Below are 18,484 nucleotides of genomic sequence, written 5' to 3'. Positions count from 1 at the left end.
GGGCATGCCAGTGAGCCTGTTCAGGTCGAGGGGGATTATGGCTAGCAAGGGTTTTATTCGGGCGATCGTCGCCCCGGGGTTGGCGCTGCTGTGCGCTGCGGGTGCACAAGCCGCCGAGGACGCGCAACTGGTTGGGCTGATCAACAGCTACCGCAGCGAAGTGCAGCGGTGTGGCGAGCAGGCTTCTGCCGAGCTGCCGCCGCTGACGGCAGATCCACGCTTGGTGCAACCGGTAGGACGCGCGGGGGATCTGCAGCAAGCGATGAGCGCCGCCGGCTACCCGATGGTCAACGTGCAGGCCATCAGCCTGTCCGGGCCGCGTGACGCGGCGGCGGCGCTGACCGTGTTGCGGGAGAGCTTCTGCACGATTGTGCTGGACCCGCAGTTTGTCGATATCGGCGTCAATCAGCAGGGCCGCGAGTGGCGTATTCTGCTGGCCCGACCGCTGCTCACCGCACGCCTGGGCGACTGGCAGGCCGAAGGGCAGAAGCTGCTTGAGCAGGTCAACAGTGCGCGCAGCACCGCGCGTCAGTGCGGTAATCAACCCTTTGCCGCTGCCGCGCCGCTGACCTGGAATGCCACCCTGGGCAGTACCGCTGAAGCCCACAGCCGCGCCATGGCCAACGGCAACTTCTTTGACCACCAAGACCCTGATGGCCGCACCCCTGGCGATCGCGCGGAGCTGGCGGGTTACAGCGGCCAACGTGTCGGCGAGAACATCGCTGCCGGGCTTGATACCGCCAGCAAAGTGATCGCCGGCTGGCTGGCCAGCCCGGGGCACTGCGCCAACCTGATGAACCCGCAGTTCAGCGAATTGGGCGCGGCTTACGCCAACGACCCGAAAAGCGATGCCGGGATCTATTGGACGGCGCTGTTTGGCGCGCCGTAATGGCGGTAATGCCGCTCAAATCCGTTACTTGATCGGCGGATGAACCCGGCTCCTGGCTTTGGTGCGTGCGGCCAGGCTCATCAGTTGCTGGAACTTAGGGCACTCCAGGTGGTTTTCTGCCGGGCAGGAGGCGGCGTGGCGCAGGCCGTCGCGGATGGCGCTGAGGCGTTTGATGCTGCGGTCCAGCTCGTCGGCCTTGGCTTGCAGTTGCGCGCGGTCAATCTCCGGCTGGCTGCCTGCGGCGAGCATGGTGGCGATTTCATCCAGGGAAAACCCCGCCTCACGGCCGAGGGCGATCAGTGCCAGGCGTTGGATTACTGAGTCGCTGAACACGCGTTTGAGGCCGTTGCGGCCGATGGAGCGGATCAGGCCTTTCTCTTCGTAATAGCGCAGGGTCGATGCTGGTAAACCTGACCAGCGCGAGACTTTGCCGATATCCATCTCTTTCATCCTTGACCTCAAGTTGACTTGAACTGGCAGGCTTATGAAAACAGCCTTTCAGACAAAGCAAAAGAGGTGGATATGAACAGTCAGTTGATCCTGCACGTGCTCTTGGTCGGCGTGGGCGCAACGCTGCTGATGGATGCCTGGGCGCTGGCGCGGCGGCGCTTGTTCGGCATTGCCTCGCTGGACTACGCCCTGGTCGGCCGCTGGCTGGGGCATATGCGCCATGGCCGTTTCCAGCATGCGGCTATTGGTAAGGCGCAACCCGTACGTGGCGAGCGGTTACTGGGCTGGTGCAGCCATTACCTGATCGGCGTGGCCTTTGTCAGCCTGTTTGTGGCGCTAGTCGGGCCGCAGTGGCTGTGCCGACCAACGCTGTTGCCGGCGTTGCTGCTGGGTGTTATCAGCGTGGCGGCGCCGTTGCTGCTGATGCAGCCAGCGTTCGGCATGGGCCTGGCAGCCTCACGCATGGCCAACCCCCGGCAGATCAGACTGCGTGCGTTGGTTACCCATTTGGTGTTCGGCCTGGGCGTGTACCTGGTCAGTTGGGTTGTGGCGCAGCTGCTGGCTTTGCCTCTCTGCCCCTAAGGCCGGCTGCTTAGCCCAGTACCCGCGCCAGATGCTGCTCGTAGCGGGCGATATCTGCTTCGATGGCCGGGCGCTTCATCACGTCGACGCAGAGGAAGGTCGGCAGGGCGCTCATGCCGAGGAACTGGTTAGCCTTATGGAACGGGAAGTAAACGGCGTCCACGCCTTTGCCTTCAAAGAAGTCGCTCGGGTCGTCGAAGGCTTGCTGCGGGGCGTTCCAGGTTAGTGACAGCATGTATTGCTTGCCCTGAATCAGGCCGCCGCTGCCGTATTTTTGCGAGGCGTCCGAGCGGGTGCGGCCGTCGCTGGCATAGAGGCTGCCGTGGCCTTCGGTAAACACCTCGTCGAGGTACTTTTTCACCGTCCAGGGCGCGCCCATCCACCAGCCGGGCATTTGATAAATGATCACGTCGGCCCAGAGAAATTTCTGCACTTCCTCAGCGATGTCGTAACCGCTGTCGATGTGGGTGTGCTTGAGGTCGAAACCTGCGTGGTCGAGAAAGGCCAGCGCGGTGTCGTGCAGGGTGGTGTTGTAGCGGCCGTCGGAGTGGGCGAACTGTTTACCGCCGTTGAGCAGCAGAATCTTCTTCATGGCATGAGCCTCGGTAAATGATGGCCGCATGCTAGGTCGTGCAGGCGAGTCGAAACAGCCGTTGGCGGGCAAATGACATGTGACTAAAACGCATGAATACGCCGAGGTTGGTTGTTGTAGGGTAACTAAACCCACCCTGCCAGGAGCCCACGATGGCTGATCACTACGGATTTATCCTGCACGCCCATACCCGCCCGGAAAAAGCCGCCGAGTTCGAGGCGCTGTTCCGTGCGTATGTTGCACCCAGCCGCGCGGAGCCTGGCTGTATCGCTTACCACATGCTGCGTGACCAACAGGACCCGACGCTGTTTATCTTCTATGAGGTCTGGCAGTCACGGGCGCACTTGGCCACTCACAGCGCCTTGCCGCATATGCGTGAGTTTCATGAGCGGCGCATGGAATACCTGCGCAGTGATTTCGAGATTCGTGAGATCGAGATGCTCAGCCCGGCAGGCTGACGGCGCGCGTCTGTATGGCTTTAGTGAAGGGGCGACTCTCCGGTGAGAGAGCCGCCAAGCACTATGTCTACGGTTTCTCCACCACGACATAACGTTTGCCGCCACTGCGTTTGGCCACGTACATGGCCTCATCCGCGAACTGCACCAGCTGCAATTCGTTCTGGCAGTGTTCGGGGTACACCGCGATGCCCAGGCTTGGCGCGCTGAGCAAGCGATGCCCATCCAGCAGGTAGGGCGCGCTGAGGGCGGTAATAATCTTCTCGGCCACCAGGGTGGCATCCTCCTGGCGGCCGATGTTATCCAGAATCACCGCAAACTCGTCACCGCCCAGGCGACCCACCGTGTCGGACTCACGCACGCACTGGCGTAAACGCCGGGCCACTTCCTGCAGCAACAGATCGCCGGTGCTGTGGCCGAAGCTGTCGTTGATCTGCTTGAAGTTATCCATATCGAGGTAAAGCACCGCCAGCTGCAAGGTGTCGCGTTTGGCGCGCTGCAAGGCGCTGCGCAGGCGGTCGAGAAACAGCGTGCGGTTGGAGAGTTCAGTCAGCTGGTCGTATTGGGCGAGAAACTCCAGGCGCGACTGTGTGCGTTTTCGCTCAATCGCCGTCGCCACCTGACTGGAGACAAACTGCAGCAGCGCCTGGTCCTGTTCGGTGTAGCGCACCTTGGCGCTGTGGTTCTGCAGCACCAGTGCGCCGATGGTCTGGGTGCCGGAGATCAGCGGCACGCCCAGCCAGTCCAGCGCGCGCGGCGCGGCCTCGGGTTCATGCTGGGCAAGCCATTGGTTGGCGGTTTCCGGCGTCAACAGCAAAGCGTTGCCGGTGCGGATCACCTCAGCACAAAAGCGGCTGGTGGCCGTGGGTGTGGCGCATTGCTCGATCTGATAGGTCAGGTTCAACTGATCACTCACCGCGTCATACAGAGCCACGCAGAAATGCCGGGCGGGCAGCAGCTGCGCCATCACCTCATGCACGCGGCCGTAGAGCATGTGCAGATCACCCGCCGCGTGAGCCGCTTCCGAGACCGCATACAACGCCGCTTGCACCGCCTCGGCCCGCTTGCGTTGGGTGATATCACGCGCCACACCAACGCGCACTTGCTCGGCCTCCAGCCACTGGGCAGACCACATGATGTGCACGATATGGCCGTCTTTGTGGATGTAGCGGTTCTCGTGGTCGTGCGAGGGCTGGCCCGAATTGATCTGCTTGACCAGCGCGCGGGTAGCCGCGCGGTCGTCCGGGGGCATCAGTTCAAAGGCGGTGCGGCCGACCATTTCTTCGGGGCGGTAGCCAAAAACCCGTTCGCTGGCCGCGCTGACGGACAGAAAGCGGCCCTCTACATCCACTACGCAGACAACGTCCAGCAGCAGATCCAGTAGTTTGTCGTGAGGCAGGTGCGGGTTTGACGTCATGGCCGTGAATATACTGCCCTGTTTGCGCGGTTCGCTAAAGCTATGGTAGCTCTCCGCGCGCGGTTGGTCTGTGCCTGCCCAGGCATGCTGCGCTTAATCAATGTACGGTCAATCGCTCGCGTACCAGCGCTTGCGCGTGCTGGGCCATCTGGTCGAGCAGGCGGTCGCGCTGCTTCTCGGCATCGCTCATGGCGCGCTTGCCGTGTTGTTTCACCAGGTAGGCGTGGATCTGCTGGACTTCGGTGGAGCGGAAGATCGGCGCCAGATCCTGCACCGCCACCAAACCGTTCGAACGCTGGCTGCGGGTGTTCATCAGCACCTGTGGCCCCTGCGCGGCCAGCACTTGAAAACCCATGGCCTCGAAGGTTGAAACCTTGCTGGCGACGCAGGCCAGTTCAGCGTGCGGGTACTGGGCGACCATCTGCTGCAGCAGGGCGCGGGCAATCCCGCGACGACGCTGTTTAGCCCGCACCGCCATGTAGGCCAGGGTGCAGGCCTCGGGATCATCCTGGGCTGGCAGGTAGAGCGCAAAACCGAGCACCTGGGAAGGGTCCACGTCATCAAGCGCCAGCAGCAACTGCGCGCGGCTGTTGAGGGTGCTGTCCATGGCCTGCAGGTACAGGTGCATTTCGTAGCCGATCACGTACTGGTACAGCTGATACAGCGGGTTGCTGGGCGTCAGCGACACCGGGCTGATATCGCTGAAGTAGTCCACCACCATCTGCAGCACCTGGCTTTTCAGCGACTCGGGCGGAGGGGTGTTCAGGTGTACAAGGGTGAACATCGTCAGTCTGGCTCCGGGCGGTCGGCAAGGGCGGCATTGTACCGCCCTCGGCCGGGCGTGTTTGCATGCGCGTGCGAGCGGAGGGCGGCCTTTGGGCAGGATCTGTAAGGCGATGACCACGCTTGGGCTATGATGCGCGCCCGCCACAGCGGCTCGCCCATCATCAGGTCACTATGTCCATCAATGCCCTCTACACCGACCTGTCCGATTATTACGATCTGATGTGCGCCGATATCGACTACCAGGCGCAAAGCCACTGCATTCATCGGCTGCAGCAGCTGTTCGGCAATGCCGGCAGCCGCCACCTCGACCTGGCCTGCGGAACGGGGCCGCATGTGCAGCATTTTATTGAGGCCGGCTACACCAGCAGCGGCCTGGATATTAACCAGCCGATGCTCGACAAGGCCGCCATCCGCTGCCCGCAGGCGCACTTTGCGGTGCAGGACATGTGCGCGTTCACCGTGAGCGAGCCGCAAGACCTGATCACCTGCTTTCTCTATTCCATCCATTACAGCGGCGGCATCGAACGGCTGAAAGCCTGCATCGCCAGCGCCCATGCGGCGCTTGAGGTTGAAGGGCTGTTCTGCTTCAACGTGGTCGACAAGGGCAAAATCGACAACAGCCTGTTTACCGCACACAGCGCTGAGTACGCAGATGGCCAGTTCACCTTCAGTTCCGGCTGGCATTACGCCGGCGAAGGTGAGCAGCAGGTGTTACGGCTGCGCATCGAAAAGGCCACGGCCGGTGAAACCCTGGTGTGGCACGACGAACACCCGATGGTGGCGGTGGGCTTTGTGGAGTTGCAGGCGTTGTTGCAGCCGTACTTTGACGTGCATGTGTTTGAGCATGACTACCAGAAACTTATCCCGTGGGATGGCGTTTCCGGGAATGCGTTGTTTGCCTGCGTAAAGCGCTAGCCACCTAGGGTGGATGACGCTGTGTTCATCCACTGCTGCTGCGGTTGTCCGGGCTACTGGCTGTTCTTCATTCAAGGGCGCTGATTGATGGCTTAAATCAGGGTAATGGCGATGTTGGGCGCTTCATTTTCAAGCTGTGGAAGAAAGTGTTAGCGCGTTTTGTCGGTGTTTCTTCGTGGCGGGATCGACAAGGATGAGCCCAGTCCACAGCGAGTGATAACGATGAAACCTCCGATCAAGCACTTAGGTTATTGCCTGTGTGCGCTGATGTTCACTGCCGTCGCCGGATGTGCAAGCCAACCCCTTGAAAGAGCCAACCCCATGAACAAACCACTGGTATCCCTTGCTGTACTCAAAGCCAAACCCGGTAAAGAAGAGGCGCTTAAAGCCGGCTTGTTGACCCTGATCGAACCGACGCGGGCCGAGCCGGGCAACCTGGATTACGTGTTGTTTGAGCGGCGGGATGAGCCGGGCACGTTCTATATGCGTGAGGCGTTCAAGGACCAGGCGGCGCTGGATGCGCATTTTGCGACGCCGTATTTTCAGCGGTTTGCCGCTACGGCTGATGATTTGCTCAGTGAGCCATTGCAGCTGATTTTCTTGGAGCAGGTTTCGAACTGAGTGCTAGCCATGGGCCGTTGTCGTTTTTAAACGGCCCAAGTTGTGTTCAGGCACCGCTTATATGTTGTCTGGTCGAACGGTTCCGCCCTTACGGCGGGTCACTTCTGGCAAACGCCCCAGAAGTAACCAAGAGGTCTTGCCCCTTGCATCCGGCCCGACTTCGTCGGGTTCCCTCTTTCCATCATTACTCCAGGGGCACGCCGCGAAGGGCCATCCCTGGCCCATCGTGGCTCTCGCGGCATCCATGCCGCTCAACCCCTTACGCAACGATTCCACTCGGCCTTCTGATGGGGCGTTTGGCGTCGTCTGTGCCATTGCGGTTTGATGACCAAAAGCAGAACCACCGCTTTTTGATGGGTATCGCTGCGCTCCACCCATCCTACGAATCGGCCGCAATCCGTAGGCGCGGGTTCGTCCGCGATGCTTTTGCTTCGGTTTTTATGCTCTGCTTTTGCCTTTCGTTCTACCGTCCACAAATCGCCCAAACAACGCGATCTCCGAATCCCGTCAGGAGGCCGAGTGGAGGTGGTGTGGAGAGGGGCGTTTGGCATGGATGCCAAACGAGGCGTGCCGGGCCATGGATGGCCCGTCACGCCGACCCTCGGAACAGCACCGGAGCGAGGGCAGTTGAGCGCAGCGAAACCCGGATGCCGGGCGCGCTTTCTCTTTGGTTACTTTCTCTTTGCGCTAGCAAAGAGAAAGTGACTCGGCGTGAAGCCGAAACCAGTAGAAAAAGGCTACGCAGAAAATAAGCTTGTTCGCTGATTGCTTTGTGTGGACAAGCTTCGCGTTGTCCACCCTACGCAGGAATATCGGTGCTCCGTAGGGTGGGTGACGTTTTATTTATCCATCATTACGGTGGCTGTCCGGGCTGCTCGCTTGCTTTCATAGACTCCTTTCTTCAGTGGGTTTTCAATTAATAGCCCTGGAGGGTTTTAATGTGTGAGCATAGCCCATCTAGGTCAGGGAAGATGGTTGAGTTGTTTATTCCATATTTCGAAAGTGCTTTGATAAATGATGGTTTAAGATTTTTGGGTATTATATATTTTTGTATTTCTGGTTCGTCGATTTCGTAACAGCAGTCAGGGTGTAGTGTAAAAGCCCCGGACTGGGCGGTAATCCTTCTTGAACCATGAGAGGGAAGGAAGGCAGTAGGCTTTTTTAGTGTTTTTATATTTATATTTTCCTCTCGTTTGTAGTCTCTGGCCTTGTATAAATAAACGGCTCCATCTTTATTTGGGTTTTCTTTGGCGCAGAAAAAGCAAGCTACTAATGGGCTGAAACTCCAATCGAGAAGACGTGTTGGTAGTCCGTGATGTTGAGCTAATGTTAACCACTGGATTTCGTTCTCTGGATATTTTTCCAAGTGAGGGCGAGAGTGTGCCTTGAAAACCCACATCATCTTGTCTTCTCTCACTTGGTGCCCTTCCGAAGAGTGTCTAAATAGTGATGGAAGCAATCTAAAGCTTCTGTCAGATACTCCGCGAAACAAATCGTTTGGGTCGCTGTTGCTAACTTCTTCTAAGAATTCATTTATGTTTTTAATTATTTTTTCGTTTTTTGTTGCAGATAGGTATGCGTCTGCTGATATTTCGGCTTCTAATAAGGCGCCGTAAATATCTTTTGATTCTTTTCTGAAGGCTGATTTGGCTGCTATGAATGTTTCTCTTGCGCTGGGGTTAAGTGTGTCCTCTATTGCTAGCGCTATACTTTCTTCTTTTAGTTGAGGATTTGGTGATGTGATTCTTAATAGTGATAATTCATTCTTTATGAAGCTAGTGGTTTTATCTGATGTGCATAGCAAATCTGTGTCAGAAAGAAAGCTATTGAACTCGTCAGCTATGAGTCCGAATCTCGGCTTGTCTTTTAAAAACTCACTAGTTATTCCGTGGATGGCTGTTTCTGATTCGTCTATTTCTCTATCTGGGTTTAGATAACAGTGGAAATGTCTTCCCGTGAGCTCCTTGTCTTTTACTTCTACGGCCCCTATTTCAATAATGCGATGGCCGTCGACTACAGGTGTCCCAGTAGTGCTTATAGAAAGGAAAATTTGCTTCATGTTCTCACCTAGCAAAAAGCCCCGCACAAGGCGGGGCTTTTAGTTTTTTCGCCACCCCAAACATCCATTTCAGGTAAAGCGCTCTTAACTCTTCAGTGAGTGGCTGGGAATCAATCCCAGCTCAACGCCCCACCCGTCTGATACTCAATAACCCGCGTCTCGAAGAAGTTCTTCTCCTTCTTCAGGTCCATGATTTCCGACATCCATGGGAACGGGTTAGTGGTACCTGGGTACTCTTCCTTCAAACCAATCTGGGTCAGACGACGGTTGGCGATAAATTTGAGGTAGTCCTCCATCATCGCGGCGTTCATGCCCAGTACGCCGCGCGGCATGGTGTCGCGTGCGTATTCGATTTCCAGTTGGGTGCCCTGGAGGATCATCTGGGTGGCTTCGTCTTTGAGCTGGGCATCCCACAGGTGTGGGTTTTCGATCTTGATCTGGTTGATCACGTCGATACCGAAGTTCAAGTGCATGGACTCGTCACGCAGGATGTATTGGAACTGCTCGGCCACGCCGGTCATCTTGTTGCGGCGACCCATGGAGAGGATCTGGGTGAAGCCGCAATAGAAGAAGATGCCTTCCAGTACGCAGTAGTAGGCGATCAGGTTGCGCAGCAGTTCTTTGTCGGTCTCGACCGTGCCGGTGTTGAAGGTCGGGTCGGAGATCGAACGGGTGTACTTGAGGCCCCAGCTGGCTTTCTTCGCGACCGATGGAATCTCGTGGTACATGTTGAAGATCGCGCCTTCATCCATGCCCAGCGATTCGATGCAGTACTGATAGGCGTGGGTGTGGATTGCCTCTTCGAAGGTCTGGCGCAGGATGTACTGGCGGCACTCCGGGTTGGTGATCAGGCGGTACACGGCCAGGGCCAGGTTGTTGGCAACCAGGCTGTCGGCGGTGGAGAAGAAGCCGAGGTTGCGCATAACGATGCGGCGCTCGTCGTCGGTCAGGCCGTCCGGAGTTTTCCACAACGCGATGTCCGCGTTCATGTTCACTTCCTGCGGCATCCAGTGGTTGGCGCAACCATCCAGATACTTCTGCCAGGCCCAGTCGTACTTGAAAGGTACGAGCTGGTTGAGGTCGGCGCGGCAGTTGATCATGCGTTTTTCGTCGACGGCTACGCGCGCGGCGGTGCCTTCCAGCTCGGCCAGGCCTTCGGCGATGTCGAGTTGGTCGAGCGAGGCTTTGGCGCGGGCCACGGCGTCGCTGTCGTCAGCGGCCACGGCGCGGGCTTCAACGGCGGCAGCACCGCCCACCTGGTCGAGTTTGTCGATGCTCATGTCTGCCAGTTGGGCAGAGGCTTTATTGGCTACAACGGCGTCGGCGCCGTCTTCCTTGTCAAATTCATCCCAGCTCAGCATGGCTTGGCTCCTGCTTGCGGGCCGGTGAAATAACCGGCCTGTATGGATATACAGATATTTCTGATTATGTTCCGTTGCGTATCGCGCGCAAGGGTAAAACGGGTACCGCTGGTCGGGGTGGCTCTAATGACTGGCCGTTGCCCCGAAGCCCACGCCGGGTAGGGCGGAGGTTGGTAATAAGTGGGAGAGCTTTTGCCCTCTCCCTAACCCTCTCCCGCAAGCGGGCGAGGGGACTGACCGTGTGTTGCTTTTACTTTTGCTCGACGTTCAAGCGTGTAGCTGAGCGAGTAGTCGCAAGGCACCTGCTGGAGTGGAGCCCCTGAGCGTACGCATGTACGTGATGGGGGCCGCTCCGGCAGGTAACGCCGCGAATGCCGCTCAGATCCGCGCGCTGCCGAACACCTTACTGGCAGGCTTCGCAGTCTGGTTCATCGATCGCACAGGCCTTTGGTACTGGCGCTGGGCCTGCGCTCATTTCCACTTCCGGGGCCTTGGCCGGTGCTGCGCTCAGGCCTTCGCTGCCACCACTGGACACGGCGTTCAGCTTGCCGGTGTTGATGGTGGACTTCTCGGTGCTGGTCGCGGCCAGGGCACGGAGGTAGTAGGTGGTTTTCAGGCCACGGTACCAAGCCATGCGGTAGGTCACGTCGAGCTTCTTGCCCGATGCACCGGCGATGTACAGGTTCAGCGACTGCGCCTGGTCGATCCACTTCTGGCGACGGCTGGCGGCGTCAACGATCCACTTGGTGTCGACTTCAAACGCGGTGGCGTACAGGTCTTTCAGCTCTTGCGGGATGCGCTCGATCTGCTGCACGGAACCGTCGTAGTACTTGAGGTCGTTGATCATCACCGAGTCCCACAGGCCGCGGGCTTTGAGGTCGCGAACCAGGTACGGGTTGATCACGGTGAATTCGCCCGAGAGGTTCGATTTCACATAGAGGTTCTGGTAGGTCGGTTCGATCGACTGCGATACGCCGGTGATGTTGGCGATGGTAGCGGTCGGTGCGATGGCCATGATGTTGGAGTTACGAATGCCTTTCTGCACACGGGCGCGTACCGGCGCCCAGTCCAGGGACTCGGTCAGGTCAACGTCGATGTACTTCTGGCCGCGCTGCTCGATCAGGATTTGCTGCGAATCGAGCGGCAGGATGCCTTTGCTCCACAGCGAACCGTCGAAGGTGGAGTAGGCGCCGCGCTCGTCGGCCAGGTCACAGGAGGCCTGGATGGCGTAGTAGCTGACCGCTTCCATCGACTTGTCGGCAAATTCCACCGCGGCGTCGGAGCCGTACGGAATGTGCTGCAGGTACAGGGCGTCCTGGAAGCCCATGATGCCGAGGCCAACTGGGCGGTGCTTGAAGTTGGAGTTACGCGCCTGCGGTACCGAGTAGTAGTTGATGTCGATAACGTTATCGAGCATGCGCACGGCGACCTTGATGGTCTTTTCCAGCTTGGCGGTGTCCAGCTTGCCGTCGACGATGTGGTTTGGCAGGTTCACGGAACCCAGGTTGCACACGGCGATTTCGTCGGCGTTGGTGTTCAGGGTGATCTCGGTGCACAGGTTCGAGCTGTGTACCACGCCCACGTGCTGCTGCGGGCTGCGCAGGTTGCATGGGTCCTTGAAGGTCAGCCATGGGTGGCCGGTTTCGAACAGCATGCTGAGCATCTTGCGCCACAGGTCTTTGGCCTGGATGGTCTTGAACAGCTTGATCTTGCCGCCGTACTGGGTCAGGGCTTCGTAGTACTCGTAGCGCTCTTCGAAGGCTTTGCCGGTCAGGTCGTGCAGGTCTGGCACTTCGGACGGGCTAAACAGGGTCCACTGGCCGTCATCGAATACGCGCTTCATGAACAGGTCCGGGATCCAGTTGGCGGTGTTCATGTCGTGGGTGCGGCGACGGTCGTCACCGGTGTTTTTGCGCAGCTCGATGAACTCTTCGATGTCCATGTGCCAGGTTTCCAGGTAGGCGCAGACCGCGCCTTTGCGCTTGCCGCCCTGGTTAACTGCAACAGCGGTGTCGTTGACCACTTTGAGGAACGGCACCACGCCTTGCGACTTGCCGTTGGTGCCTTTGATGTAGGCACCCAGCGCACGTACTGGGGTCCAGTCGTTGCCTAGGCCGCCGGCAAATTTGGACAGCAGGGCGTTGTCGCGGATGGCGTCGTAGATGCCGCCCAAGTCGTCGGGTACGGTGGTCAGGTAGCACGACGACAGCTGCGGACGCAGGGTGCCGGCGTTGAACAGGGTCGGCGTCGAGGCCATGTAGTCGAAGGACGACAACAGGTTGTAGAACTCGATGGCGCGGTCTTCTTTCTGCTTCTCTTCAATCGCCAGGCCCATGGCCACGCGCATGAAGAACACTTGCGGCAGTTCGAAGCGGGTGCCGTCCTTGTGAATGAAGTAGCGGTCGTAAAGGGTCTGCAGGCCCAGGTAGGTGAACTGCTGGTCACGCTCGTGGTTGATCGCTTTGCCGAGTTTTTCCAGGTCGAAGCTGGCCAGCACCGGGTTGAGCAGTTCGAACTCGATACCCTTGGCGATGTAAGCCGGCAGGGCCTTGGCGTACAGCTCGCTCATTTCGTGGTGTGTGGCGCTGGTGGCGACACCGAGGAAGCCCAGGCCTTCGGCGCGGATGTTGTCCATCAGCAGGCGCGCGGTGACGTAGCTGTAGTTCGGCTCACGCTCAACCAGGGTGCGTGCGGTCATCACCAGTGCGGTGCTGACGTCGCTTTGCGCTACGCCGTCGTAGAGGTTCTTCAGGGTTTCTTTCTGGATCAGCGCGCCGTCGACTTCTGCCAGGCCTTCGCAGGCTTCGGTGACGATGGTGTTGAGGCGGCCCATGTCCAGCGGCGCAACGGTGCCGTCGAGGTGGGTAACGCGAATGCTTGGGTGCGGCTCGGCAATATCAGCGGCGCCGGTCTTGCGCGCCTGGCTGCGCGATTCACGGTAGATCACGTAGTCGCGGGCGACTTTCTGCTCGCCGGAACGCATCAGGGCCAGTTCAACCTGGTCCTGGATTTCTTCGATGTGGATGGTGCCGCCGGACGGCATGCGGCGCTTGAAGGTAGCGGTGACCTGCTCGGTCAGACGCGCCACGGTTTCATGGATACGCGACGAGGCGGCTGCAGTGCCGCCTTCAACAGCGAGAAAGGCCTTGGTGATGGCAACGGTGATCTTGTCATCGGTGTAGGGCACCACGGTGCCGTTACGCTTGATCACACGCAGTTGACCCGGCGCGGTGGCGCTCAGGCTCTGGTTGTCATCGTTAGCCTGCGGCGCATTGGCCTGCGGGTTCTCGCGGGAGGTGTCGGTGTGCATGAAAGTCTCCATGTTCTGTATTTATTAGTTAGACGCTTTGCCGTCGATCACTGTGGCTACTGCCATTCATTCCATTTCAACAATGCCATGGGCGCAGCCAGAGGCCGGGCACATGGGGACTTGCAAATTGGGCAGGGAAGGTACGACTAAAGCGCCTTCCTGGCTCAAGAGTCACACGTCAAGGCGCTTTTGGCGCCTCAACTACTACATCTAGTGGTGCAACCGCGTGTGCGGTCGCCGCTTTATTCATTTTCAGGCGCGCCAAGCGCTGCACTGAAGGGTGGCCTGCTGCGGTAGAGCAGGCGTACTGCAAAGGTCTTTCAGGCGACCGGTGACGGGCTGGGATCAGGCCGTGTGCGAGTCATTCTTTTTGTATCCGGTTGCCAAGCTAAACCCAACATGTGGTGGGTGTCGCGCGATTGGCATACAAGATAATGCGCTATCTGGGGTATTGCAAGGCGAGAGAGCAAGAACAACCTGTGGATAAGTTGTGGGTGAATTGTGGGTTAAACCGCGCGATCGACGGCAAGCCCGCATGCTTGCTGGGGTGTACCGTTCGTCGGTGTTGATTGGCCTATTTCTGCCGGTTGCCCAGACGTGGCCTATCTCTCAGCGTGATACTACATCTAGTGTTTTTACAGAAATGTGGCATGCGCTATGCAGTGCTCGGGGCATTGATACAATGCCGGCCGTTTCCGTGTTGGCAGGAGTCCGTTGTGGAGCAGCAGTCGTGGCACATTCTTATTGTCGAAGACGACCAGCGCCTGGCCGAGTTGACCCGTGAGTACCTGCAGGGCAATGGCCTGAATGTCGCCATCGAGATGGATGGTGCGAAGGCCGCTGCGCGCATTCTGCAAGAGCAGCCTGACCTGGTGATTCTCGACCTGATGTTGCCGGGCGAAGATGGCTTGTCGATCTGCCGCAAGGTCCGTGGGCAATACGACGGGCCGATCCTGATGCTGACCGCGCGTACCGACGACATGGATCAGGTGCTGGGCCTGGAAATGGGCGCCGATGATTACGTCTGCAAACCGGTGCGCCCGCGCGTGCTGCTGGCGCGTATCCGCGCGCTGTTGCGCCGTCATGAAGGCAGTGAGGTGCAAGCGCCGAGCGAGCGCCGGCGCTTGCAGTTCGGCCCGCTGGTGATCGACAGCGCCATGCGTGAAGCGTGGCTGGGTGAGCAGAGCATCGAATTGACCAGTGCCGAGTTCGACCTGCTGTGGTTATTGACCTCCAACGCCGGACGGATTCTCTCACGCGAGGAAATCTTCAACGCCCTGCGCGGCATCGAATACGACGGCCAGGACCGCTCCATCGACGTGCGTATTTCACGCATTCGCCCGAAAATCGGCGACGACCCCATGCACCCACGGCTGATCAAGACCGTGCGCAGCAAGGGCTATCTGTTTGTGGCCGAAGCGGCTGAAGCACTGACATGAAGTCGCTGGCATGAACTCAATCTTCCTGCGTATTTATGGCGGCATGCTCGCGGTGCTGGTGCTCGTTGCGCTGCTCGGCGTCGGTGCATTGCAGCTGCTGAACGAAGTGCGGGTCGATCAATACCGTGAGCGCCTGGCGCAGGGCACCTTCCGCCTGATGGCCGATAACCTCGCGCCGATGGTCGACATCGAGCGGCGTCGCGCCGTGACGGTGTGGGGGCGTTTGCTCGGCATTCCACTGCGCATCGAGGCGCTGGAGGGTGCCGGGCTGGACAGCGGCGCGCGCAATAGCCTGCGCCGTGGTCAGGTGGTGGTGCACCAGACCGGCCCGCATGAAGCGCGCATCTTCAGCCAGCTCGATGGGAAGCCGCTGCTGCTGATTGCCGACGTGCAGCAGGTCAGTGAGCAGCTCGCGCGTGCCACCAGCTTTCTGTTGATCGACGAGCTGGTGCGCTACCCCTGGGATGAGCAGCCGCGACGGCTGGCCGCGTTGAAACAGGACAAACAGTTCGGTTTTGACCTGCGCCTGGTGCGCCTCGATCAAGCCGACCTCGACCCTGACCAGCGCCGCCGCGTGGATGAAGGCGATACGGTGATGGCCCTGGGCCGAGGCGGTGACAGCATTCATGTGTTCTCCGGCATCGTCGACACGCCCTGGGTGCTGGAAATCGGCCCGCTGTATCAGATGAACCCGTATCCGGCGCAATGGCTGGTGCTGATCGGCGCGCTGGGCCTGAGCCTGATCGGGCTGATGGTTTACCTGCTGGTGCGGCCGCTGGAGCAGCGCCTGAGTGATCTGGAGGGCGCGGCTACACGCATCGCCAGTGGCCGTTTGGATGCCCGTGTGCCAACCCGAGGCAGTGATTCGGTGGGGCGTCTGGCGGCAGCTTTTAACGCCATGGCCGAGCACCTGCAGCGCTCCCTGAGCATTCAGCGTGAAATGGTCCGTGCGGTGTCCCATGAGCTGCGCACGCCGGTGGCGCGGCTGCGCTTTGGCTTGGAGATGATCGGCGACGCGGAAACCGATACGGCGCGACGCAAATACATGGAGGGCATGGACAGCGATATCCAGGACCTCGACAAGCTGGTCGACGAGATGCTCACCTACGCGCGCCTGGAGCAGGGCGCGCCGGCGCTGAACTTCCAGCCGGTCGATTTGAACGAACTGATTGATCAGGTGATCACCGAGCTGGCGCCGCTGCGCGCCAGCGTGCGCGTCGAGCACGGTCCATCACGTGATGCGCTGGATGGCAGCGGGGCGCAGGTTGAAGCCGAGTTGCGCTACCTGCACCGCGCCCTGCAGAACCTGGTGAGTAATGCCATGCGCCATGCCGAATCGCGGGTGCGCGTCAGTTATCACGTGGGTCAGCAGCGTTGTCGCCTGGATGTCGAAGATGACGGCCCGGGCGTACCGGAAGAGGCCTGGGAACACATCTTTACGCCATTCCTGCGCCTGGACGACAGCCGCACCCGCGCCTCGGGTGGGCATGGCCTGGGCCTGTCCATCGTGCGGCGGATCACCTACTGGCACGGCGGTCGTGCGCAGATCAGCCGCAGCGAAGAACTGGGTGGGGCCTGTTTTAGTTTGATCTGGCCGCGCAAGCAGGGCTGAGAGTCCGTCGACGATCTGCTGCGCGTCGGCCCTGCTGCGTTAAAAACCGGCTCGGAATGCTCATGTACAAAAGTACACTCCGCTTCCTCGCCTGTTTTTGCCTTGCAGGGCTCTAGCTCGCGAGATCTTGAATAAGTTCTAAGCGCTGGGCGCTTGTTTTTGATGCGGTGCTTGGCGCGTCAGAACGGCGCGGGACACTCGAAGCGCATGCGCTCGCCCGTTTGTGGGTGCGTCAGGCTGAGCATGCTGGCGTGCAGGCACAGACGCGGGTAAGCGGCCAGGGCTTGTTCGTGGGCATACAGGCCGTCACCCAGCAGCGGGTGGCCGATCGACAGCATATGTACGCGCAGCTGGTGCGAACGGCCGGTGATCGGCGTTAGCTCGACGCGGCAATGTTCAGCGTGGCGTTCCAGCACTTTCCAGTAGGTCAGCGCGTGTTTTCCTTGATCAAAGTCGACCACGTGGCGCGGCTTGGTCGGCGGGTCGTAGCGCAGTGGCAGGTCGATGCTGCCGCTGTCCAGTTCCGGCTGGCCCCAGCACAGTGCGGTATAGGCCTTTTCGGTTTCGCGGTCATGGAACTGCCGGGACAGCTCGCGATGGCTGTCGGCGTCGCGCGCCAGGACGATAATCCCCGAGGTTTCCCAGTCCAGGCGATGGACGATACGCGCTTCCGGGTAACCGTTTTCCTGCAGGCGGGTGACCAGGCAATCGCGGTTGTCCTCGGCGCGGCCGGGTACCGAGAGCAGCAGGGTGGGCTTGTTGATCACCAGCAGGGCGGCATCCTGGTGGAGAATTTCGACATTCGACAGCGGCATGGGTTTTCCACAAATAGAAACGGCGGCCTGGGCCGCCGTTGCATGCTCTCAACCAATTAACGGTCGGGGAGCGTGATGTTGAGTTCCAGAATGGAACAGCTGCCCTGGTTTTCCAGTGCAACCTGTACTTGATCCGAGTCGATATTGACGTACTTGCGAATCACCTCGACCAGTTCTTGCTGCAGGGCCGGCAGGTAGTCCGGCTGGCTGCGCTGGCCGCGCTCGTGGGCGACGATGATTTGCAGACGCTCTTTCGCAATGGACGCGGTGGTTTCTTTTTTGCGTTCACGAAAGAAGTCAAAAATGTTCATTCACGACCTCCAAACAGGCGTTGCATGAATCCCTTCTTTTGCACATCGAGGAACCGATGTGCCACTTCCTTGCCCAGCAGGCGGTCAACCGCGTCGCTGTAAGCCTGGCCTGCATCGCTCTGGTCATCGAGGATCACCGGCACGCCCTGGTTCGAGGCCTTGAGCACGGCTTGCGATTCCGGGATCACGCCGAGCAGGCGGATGGCGAGGATTTCTTCGACGTCTTCCACGCCCAGCATTTCGCCTTTGACCACGCGCTCAGGGTTGTAGCGGGTCAGCAGCAGGTGTTCCTTGATCGGCTCTTCGCCTTTCTCGGCGCGGCGCGATTTGCTGGCCAGCAGGCCGAGCATGCGGTCGGAGTCACGTACCGAGGAGACTTCCGGGTTGGTCACGACAATCGCTTCATCGGCGAAGTACATGGCCAGGTGCGCGCCTTTTTCGATACCGGCCGGCGAATCGCAGACCACGTATTCGAAGTTTTCGCGCAGTTCGTTGATGATTTTTTCAACGCCTTCCTGGGTCAGGGCGTCTTTGTCACGGGTCTGGCTGGCGGCCAGCACGTAGAGATTTTCCAGGCGCTTGTCTTTGATCAGGGCTTGGGTAAGGGTCGCTTCGCCGTTCACAACGTTGACGAAGTCGTACACCACGCGGCGTTCGCAGCCCATGATCAGGTCAAGGTTACGCAGGCCGACGTCGAAATCGACGATGACAGTCTTGTGCCCGCGCAGGGCGAGACCGGTACCGATGGCAGCGCTGGTGGTGGTTTTACCGACGCCACCTTTGCCGGACGTAACAACGAGGATCTTGGCCAAGGTGATTCACCCTAAAGTGTAGAGAAAACGCAGGTTCCGTGGCCTATTCAGGCGTCCG

17 protein-coding genes are annotated in these 18,484 nt (G+C 59.4%); 7 read left to right on the top strand and 10 right to left on the bottom strand.

Going from position 1 to position 18,484, the window contains the following annotated elements:
* Positions 1-37 precede the first annotated feature (37 nt).
* Positions 38-889 (top strand): CAP domain-containing protein, encoded by an 852-nt coding sequence (locus HBN63_RS01585; RefSeq protein WP_170048127.1) that lies wholly within the window; start codon positions 38-40, stop codon positions 887-889.
* 24 nt (positions 890-913) lie between these two features.
* On the opposite strand, the gene HBN63_RS01580 is transcribed toward HBN63_RS01585, so the two are convergent.
* On the bottom strand, positions 914-1,339 hold the full coding sequence (locus HBN63_RS01580) for a helix-turn-helix domain-containing protein (RefSeq protein WP_170048126.1): 426 nt from the start codon (positions 1,337-1,339) through the stop codon (positions 914-916).
* A gap of 72 nt (positions 1,340-1,411) precedes the next feature.
* On the opposite strand from HBN63_RS01580, the gene HBN63_RS01575 reads away from it, so the two are divergent.
* Positions 1,412-1,921 (top strand): DUF2938 domain-containing protein, encoded by a 510-nt coding sequence (locus HBN63_RS01575; RefSeq protein WP_170048125.1) that lies wholly within the window; start codon positions 1,412-1,414, stop codon positions 1,919-1,921.
* A 10-nt stretch (positions 1,922-1,931) separates the two neighbouring features.
* Here HBN63_RS01575 and HBN63_RS01570 read toward each other — a convergent pair whose 3' ends face one another.
* Positions 1,932-2,513 (bottom strand): NAD(P)H-dependent oxidoreductase, encoded by a 582-nt coding sequence (locus HBN63_RS01570; RefSeq protein WP_170048124.1) that lies wholly within the window; start codon positions 2,511-2,513, stop codon positions 1,932-1,934.
* A 152-nt stretch (positions 2,514-2,665) separates the two neighbouring features.
* On the opposite strand from HBN63_RS01570, the gene HBN63_RS01565 reads away from it, so the two are divergent.
* Positions 2,666-2,971 (top strand): putative quinol monooxygenase, encoded by a 306-nt coding sequence (locus HBN63_RS01565; protein WP_160088150.1) that lies wholly within the window; start codon positions 2,666-2,668, stop codon positions 2,969-2,971.
* Between the two features lie 67 nt (positions 2,972-3,038).
* On the opposite strand, the gene HBN63_RS01560 is transcribed toward HBN63_RS01565, so the two are convergent.
* Positions 3,039-4,385, bottom strand: coding sequence for a diguanylate cyclase (locus HBN63_RS01560; protein ID WP_170048123.1), 1,347 nt, complete (start codon positions 4,383-4,385; stop codon positions 3,039-3,041).
* A 97-nt stretch (positions 4,386-4,482) separates the two neighbouring features.
* Positions 4,483-5,169 carry a GNAT family N-acetyltransferase gene (locus tag HBN63_RS01555; RefSeq protein WP_170048122.1) on the bottom strand — a complete coding sequence of 229 codons (687 nt, stop codon included), beginning with the start codon at positions 5,167-5,169 and terminating at the stop codon, positions 4,483-4,485.
* A 173-nt stretch (positions 5,170-5,342) separates the two neighbouring features.
* Here HBN63_RS01555 and HBN63_RS01550 point away from each other — a divergent pair, with 173 nt between their 5' ends.
* Together HBN63_RS01550 and HBN63_RS01545 are read left to right on the top strand one after the other, a co-directional pair.
* Positions 5,343-6,086 (top strand): class I SAM-dependent methyltransferase, encoded by a 744-nt coding sequence (locus tag HBN63_RS01550; RefSeq protein WP_170048121.1) that lies wholly within the window; start codon positions 5,343-5,345, stop codon positions 6,084-6,086.
* Positions 6,087-6,407: 321 nt separating this feature from the next.
* Positions 6,408-6,707, top strand: a complete 300-nt coding sequence (locus HBN63_RS01545) for a putative quinol monooxygenase (protein WP_160088138.1) — start codon at positions 6,408-6,410, stop codon at positions 6,705-6,707.
* Between the two features lie 916 nt (positions 6,708-7,623).
* Here HBN63_RS01545 and HBN63_RS01540 read toward each other — a convergent pair.
* The 3 genes from HBN63_RS01540 to HBN63_RS01530 all read right to left on the bottom strand — a co-directional run bounded on the left by HBN63_RS01540 (position 7,624) and on the right by HBN63_RS01530 (position 13,437).
* The gene (locus HBN63_RS01540; RefSeq protein WP_170048120.1) at positions 7,624-8,766 is read right to left on the bottom strand and encodes an FRG domain-containing protein; all 1,143 of its coding nucleotides are present in this window, start codon (positions 8,764-8,766) and stop codon (positions 7,624-7,626) included.
* A 110-nt stretch (positions 8,767-8,876) separates the two neighbouring features.
* Entirely contained in the window at positions 8,877-10,127 is a 1,251-nt protein-coding gene (locus HBN63_RS01535; protein ID WP_090382856.1) for a ribonucleotide-diphosphate reductase subunit beta, read from the bottom strand.
* A gap of 403 nt (positions 10,128-10,530) precedes the next feature.
* Positions 10,531-13,437: a ribonucleoside-diphosphate reductase subunit alpha gene (locus HBN63_RS01530; protein ID WP_170048119.1), complete on the bottom strand. Its 2,907-nt coding sequence runs from the start codon at positions 13,435-13,437 to the stop codon at positions 10,531-10,533.
* 716 nt (positions 13,438-14,153) lie between these two features.
* On the opposite strand from HBN63_RS01530, the gene HBN63_RS01525 reads away from it, so the two are divergent.
* Together HBN63_RS01525 and HBN63_RS01520 are read left to right on the top strand one after the other, a co-directional pair.
* Entirely contained in the window at positions 14,154-14,876 is a 723-nt protein-coding gene (locus HBN63_RS01525) for a response regulator (protein WP_090251766.1), read from the top strand.
* A 10-nt stretch (positions 14,877-14,886) separates the two neighbouring features.
* On the top strand, positions 14,887-16,488 hold the full coding sequence (locus HBN63_RS01520) for an ATP-binding protein (protein ID WP_170048118.1): 1,602 nt from the start codon (positions 14,887-14,889) through the stop codon (positions 16,486-16,488).
* Positions 16,489-16,667: 179 nt separating this feature from the next.
* On the opposite strand, the gene HBN63_RS01515 is transcribed toward HBN63_RS01520, so the two are convergent.
* Genes HBN63_RS01515 through minD form a run of 3 tightly spaced genes read right to left on the bottom strand, consistent with a single transcriptional unit; the run spans position 16,668 to position 18,426 of the window.
* Positions 16,668-17,303, bottom strand: coding sequence for an RluA family pseudouridine synthase (locus HBN63_RS01515; RefSeq protein ID WP_170048117.1), 636 nt, complete (start codon positions 17,301-17,303; stop codon positions 16,668-16,670).
* Positions 17,304-17,359: 56 nt separating this feature from the next.
* Positions 17,360-17,614, bottom strand: a complete 255-nt coding sequence (gene minE / locus HBN63_RS01510; RefSeq protein WP_025165363.1) for a cell division topological specificity factor MinE — start codon at positions 17,612-17,614, stop codon at positions 17,360-17,362.
* Entirely contained in the window at positions 17,611-18,426 is an 816-nt protein-coding gene (gene minD, locus HBN63_RS01505; protein ID WP_090251774.1) for a septum site-determining protein MinD, read from the bottom strand. Before minD ends, minE begins: the two co-directional genes overlap by 4 nt.
* Positions 18,427-18,484: the final 58 nt, after the last annotated feature.

The organism is Pseudomonas sp. WS 5011 (assembly GCF_012985775.1).
Classification (GTDB): Bacteria; Pseudomonadota; Gammaproteobacteria; order Pseudomonadales; family Pseudomonadaceae; genus Aquipseudomonas; species Aquipseudomonas peli.
Note: the sequence above shows the minus strand (reverse complement) of the source record. Positions and strands in the feature narration are given on the sequence as shown.

What these genes read in the sequence shown, in the direction of transcription:
- HBN63_RS01530 (WP_170048119.1), bottom strand. Translation starts at nt 13,437, where the DNA reads ATGCACACCGACACCTCCCGCGAGAACCCGCAGGCCAATGCGCCGCAG.
- HBN63_RS01565 (WP_160088150.1), top strand. Translation starts at nt 2,666, where the DNA reads ATGGCTGATCACTACGGATTTATCCTGCACGCCCATACCCGCCCGGAA.
- HBN63_RS01550 (WP_170048121.1), top strand. Translation starts at nt 5,343, where the DNA reads ATGTCCATCAATGCCCTCTACACCGACCTGTCCGATTATTACGATCTG.
- HBN63_RS01545 (WP_160088138.1), top strand. Translation starts at nt 6,408, where the DNA reads ATGAACAAACCACTGGTATCCCTTGCTGTACTCAAAGCCAAACCCGGT.
- HBN63_RS01535 (WP_090382856.1), bottom strand. Translation starts at nt 10,127, where the DNA reads ATGCTGAGCTGGGATGAATTTGACAAGGAAGACGGCGCCGACGCCGTT.
- minE (WP_025165363.1), bottom strand. Translation starts at nt 17,614, where the DNA reads ATGAACATTTTTGACTTCTTTCGTGAACGCAAAAAAGAAACCACCGCG.
- HBN63_RS01560 (WP_170048123.1), bottom strand. Translation starts at nt 4,385, where the DNA reads ATGACGTCAAACCCGCACCTGCCTCACGACAAACTACTGGATCTGCTG.
- HBN63_RS01555 (WP_170048122.1), bottom strand. Translation starts at nt 5,169, where the DNA reads ATGTTCACCCTTGTACACCTGAACACCCCTCCGCCCGAGTCGCTGAAA.
- HBN63_RS01570 (WP_170048124.1), bottom strand. Translation starts at nt 2,513, where the DNA reads ATGAAGAAGATTCTGCTGCTCAACGGCGGTAAACAGTTCGCCCACTCC.
- HBN63_RS01575 (WP_170048125.1), top strand. Translation starts at nt 1,412, where the DNA reads ATGAACAGTCAGTTGATCCTGCACGTGCTCTTGGTCGGCGTGGGCGCA.
- HBN63_RS01540 (WP_170048120.1), bottom strand. Translation starts at nt 8,766, where the DNA reads ATGAAGCAAATTTTCCTTTCTATAAGCACTACTGGGACACCTGTAGTC.
- HBN63_RS01520 (WP_170048118.1), top strand. Translation starts at nt 14,887, where the DNA reads ATGAACTCAATCTTCCTGCGTATTTATGGCGGCATGCTCGCGGTGCTG.
- HBN63_RS01580 (WP_170048126.1), bottom strand. Translation starts at nt 1,339, where the DNA reads ATGAAAGAGATGGATATCGGCAAAGTCTCGCGCTGGTCAGGTTTACCA.
- HBN63_RS01585 (WP_170048127.1), top strand. Translation starts at nt 38, where the DNA reads ATGGCTAGCAAGGGTTTTATTCGGGCGATCGTCGCCCCGGGGTTGGCG.
- HBN63_RS01515 (WP_170048117.1), bottom strand. Translation starts at nt 17,303, where the DNA reads ATGCCGCTGTCGAATGTCGAAATTCTCCACCAGGATGCCGCCCTGCTG.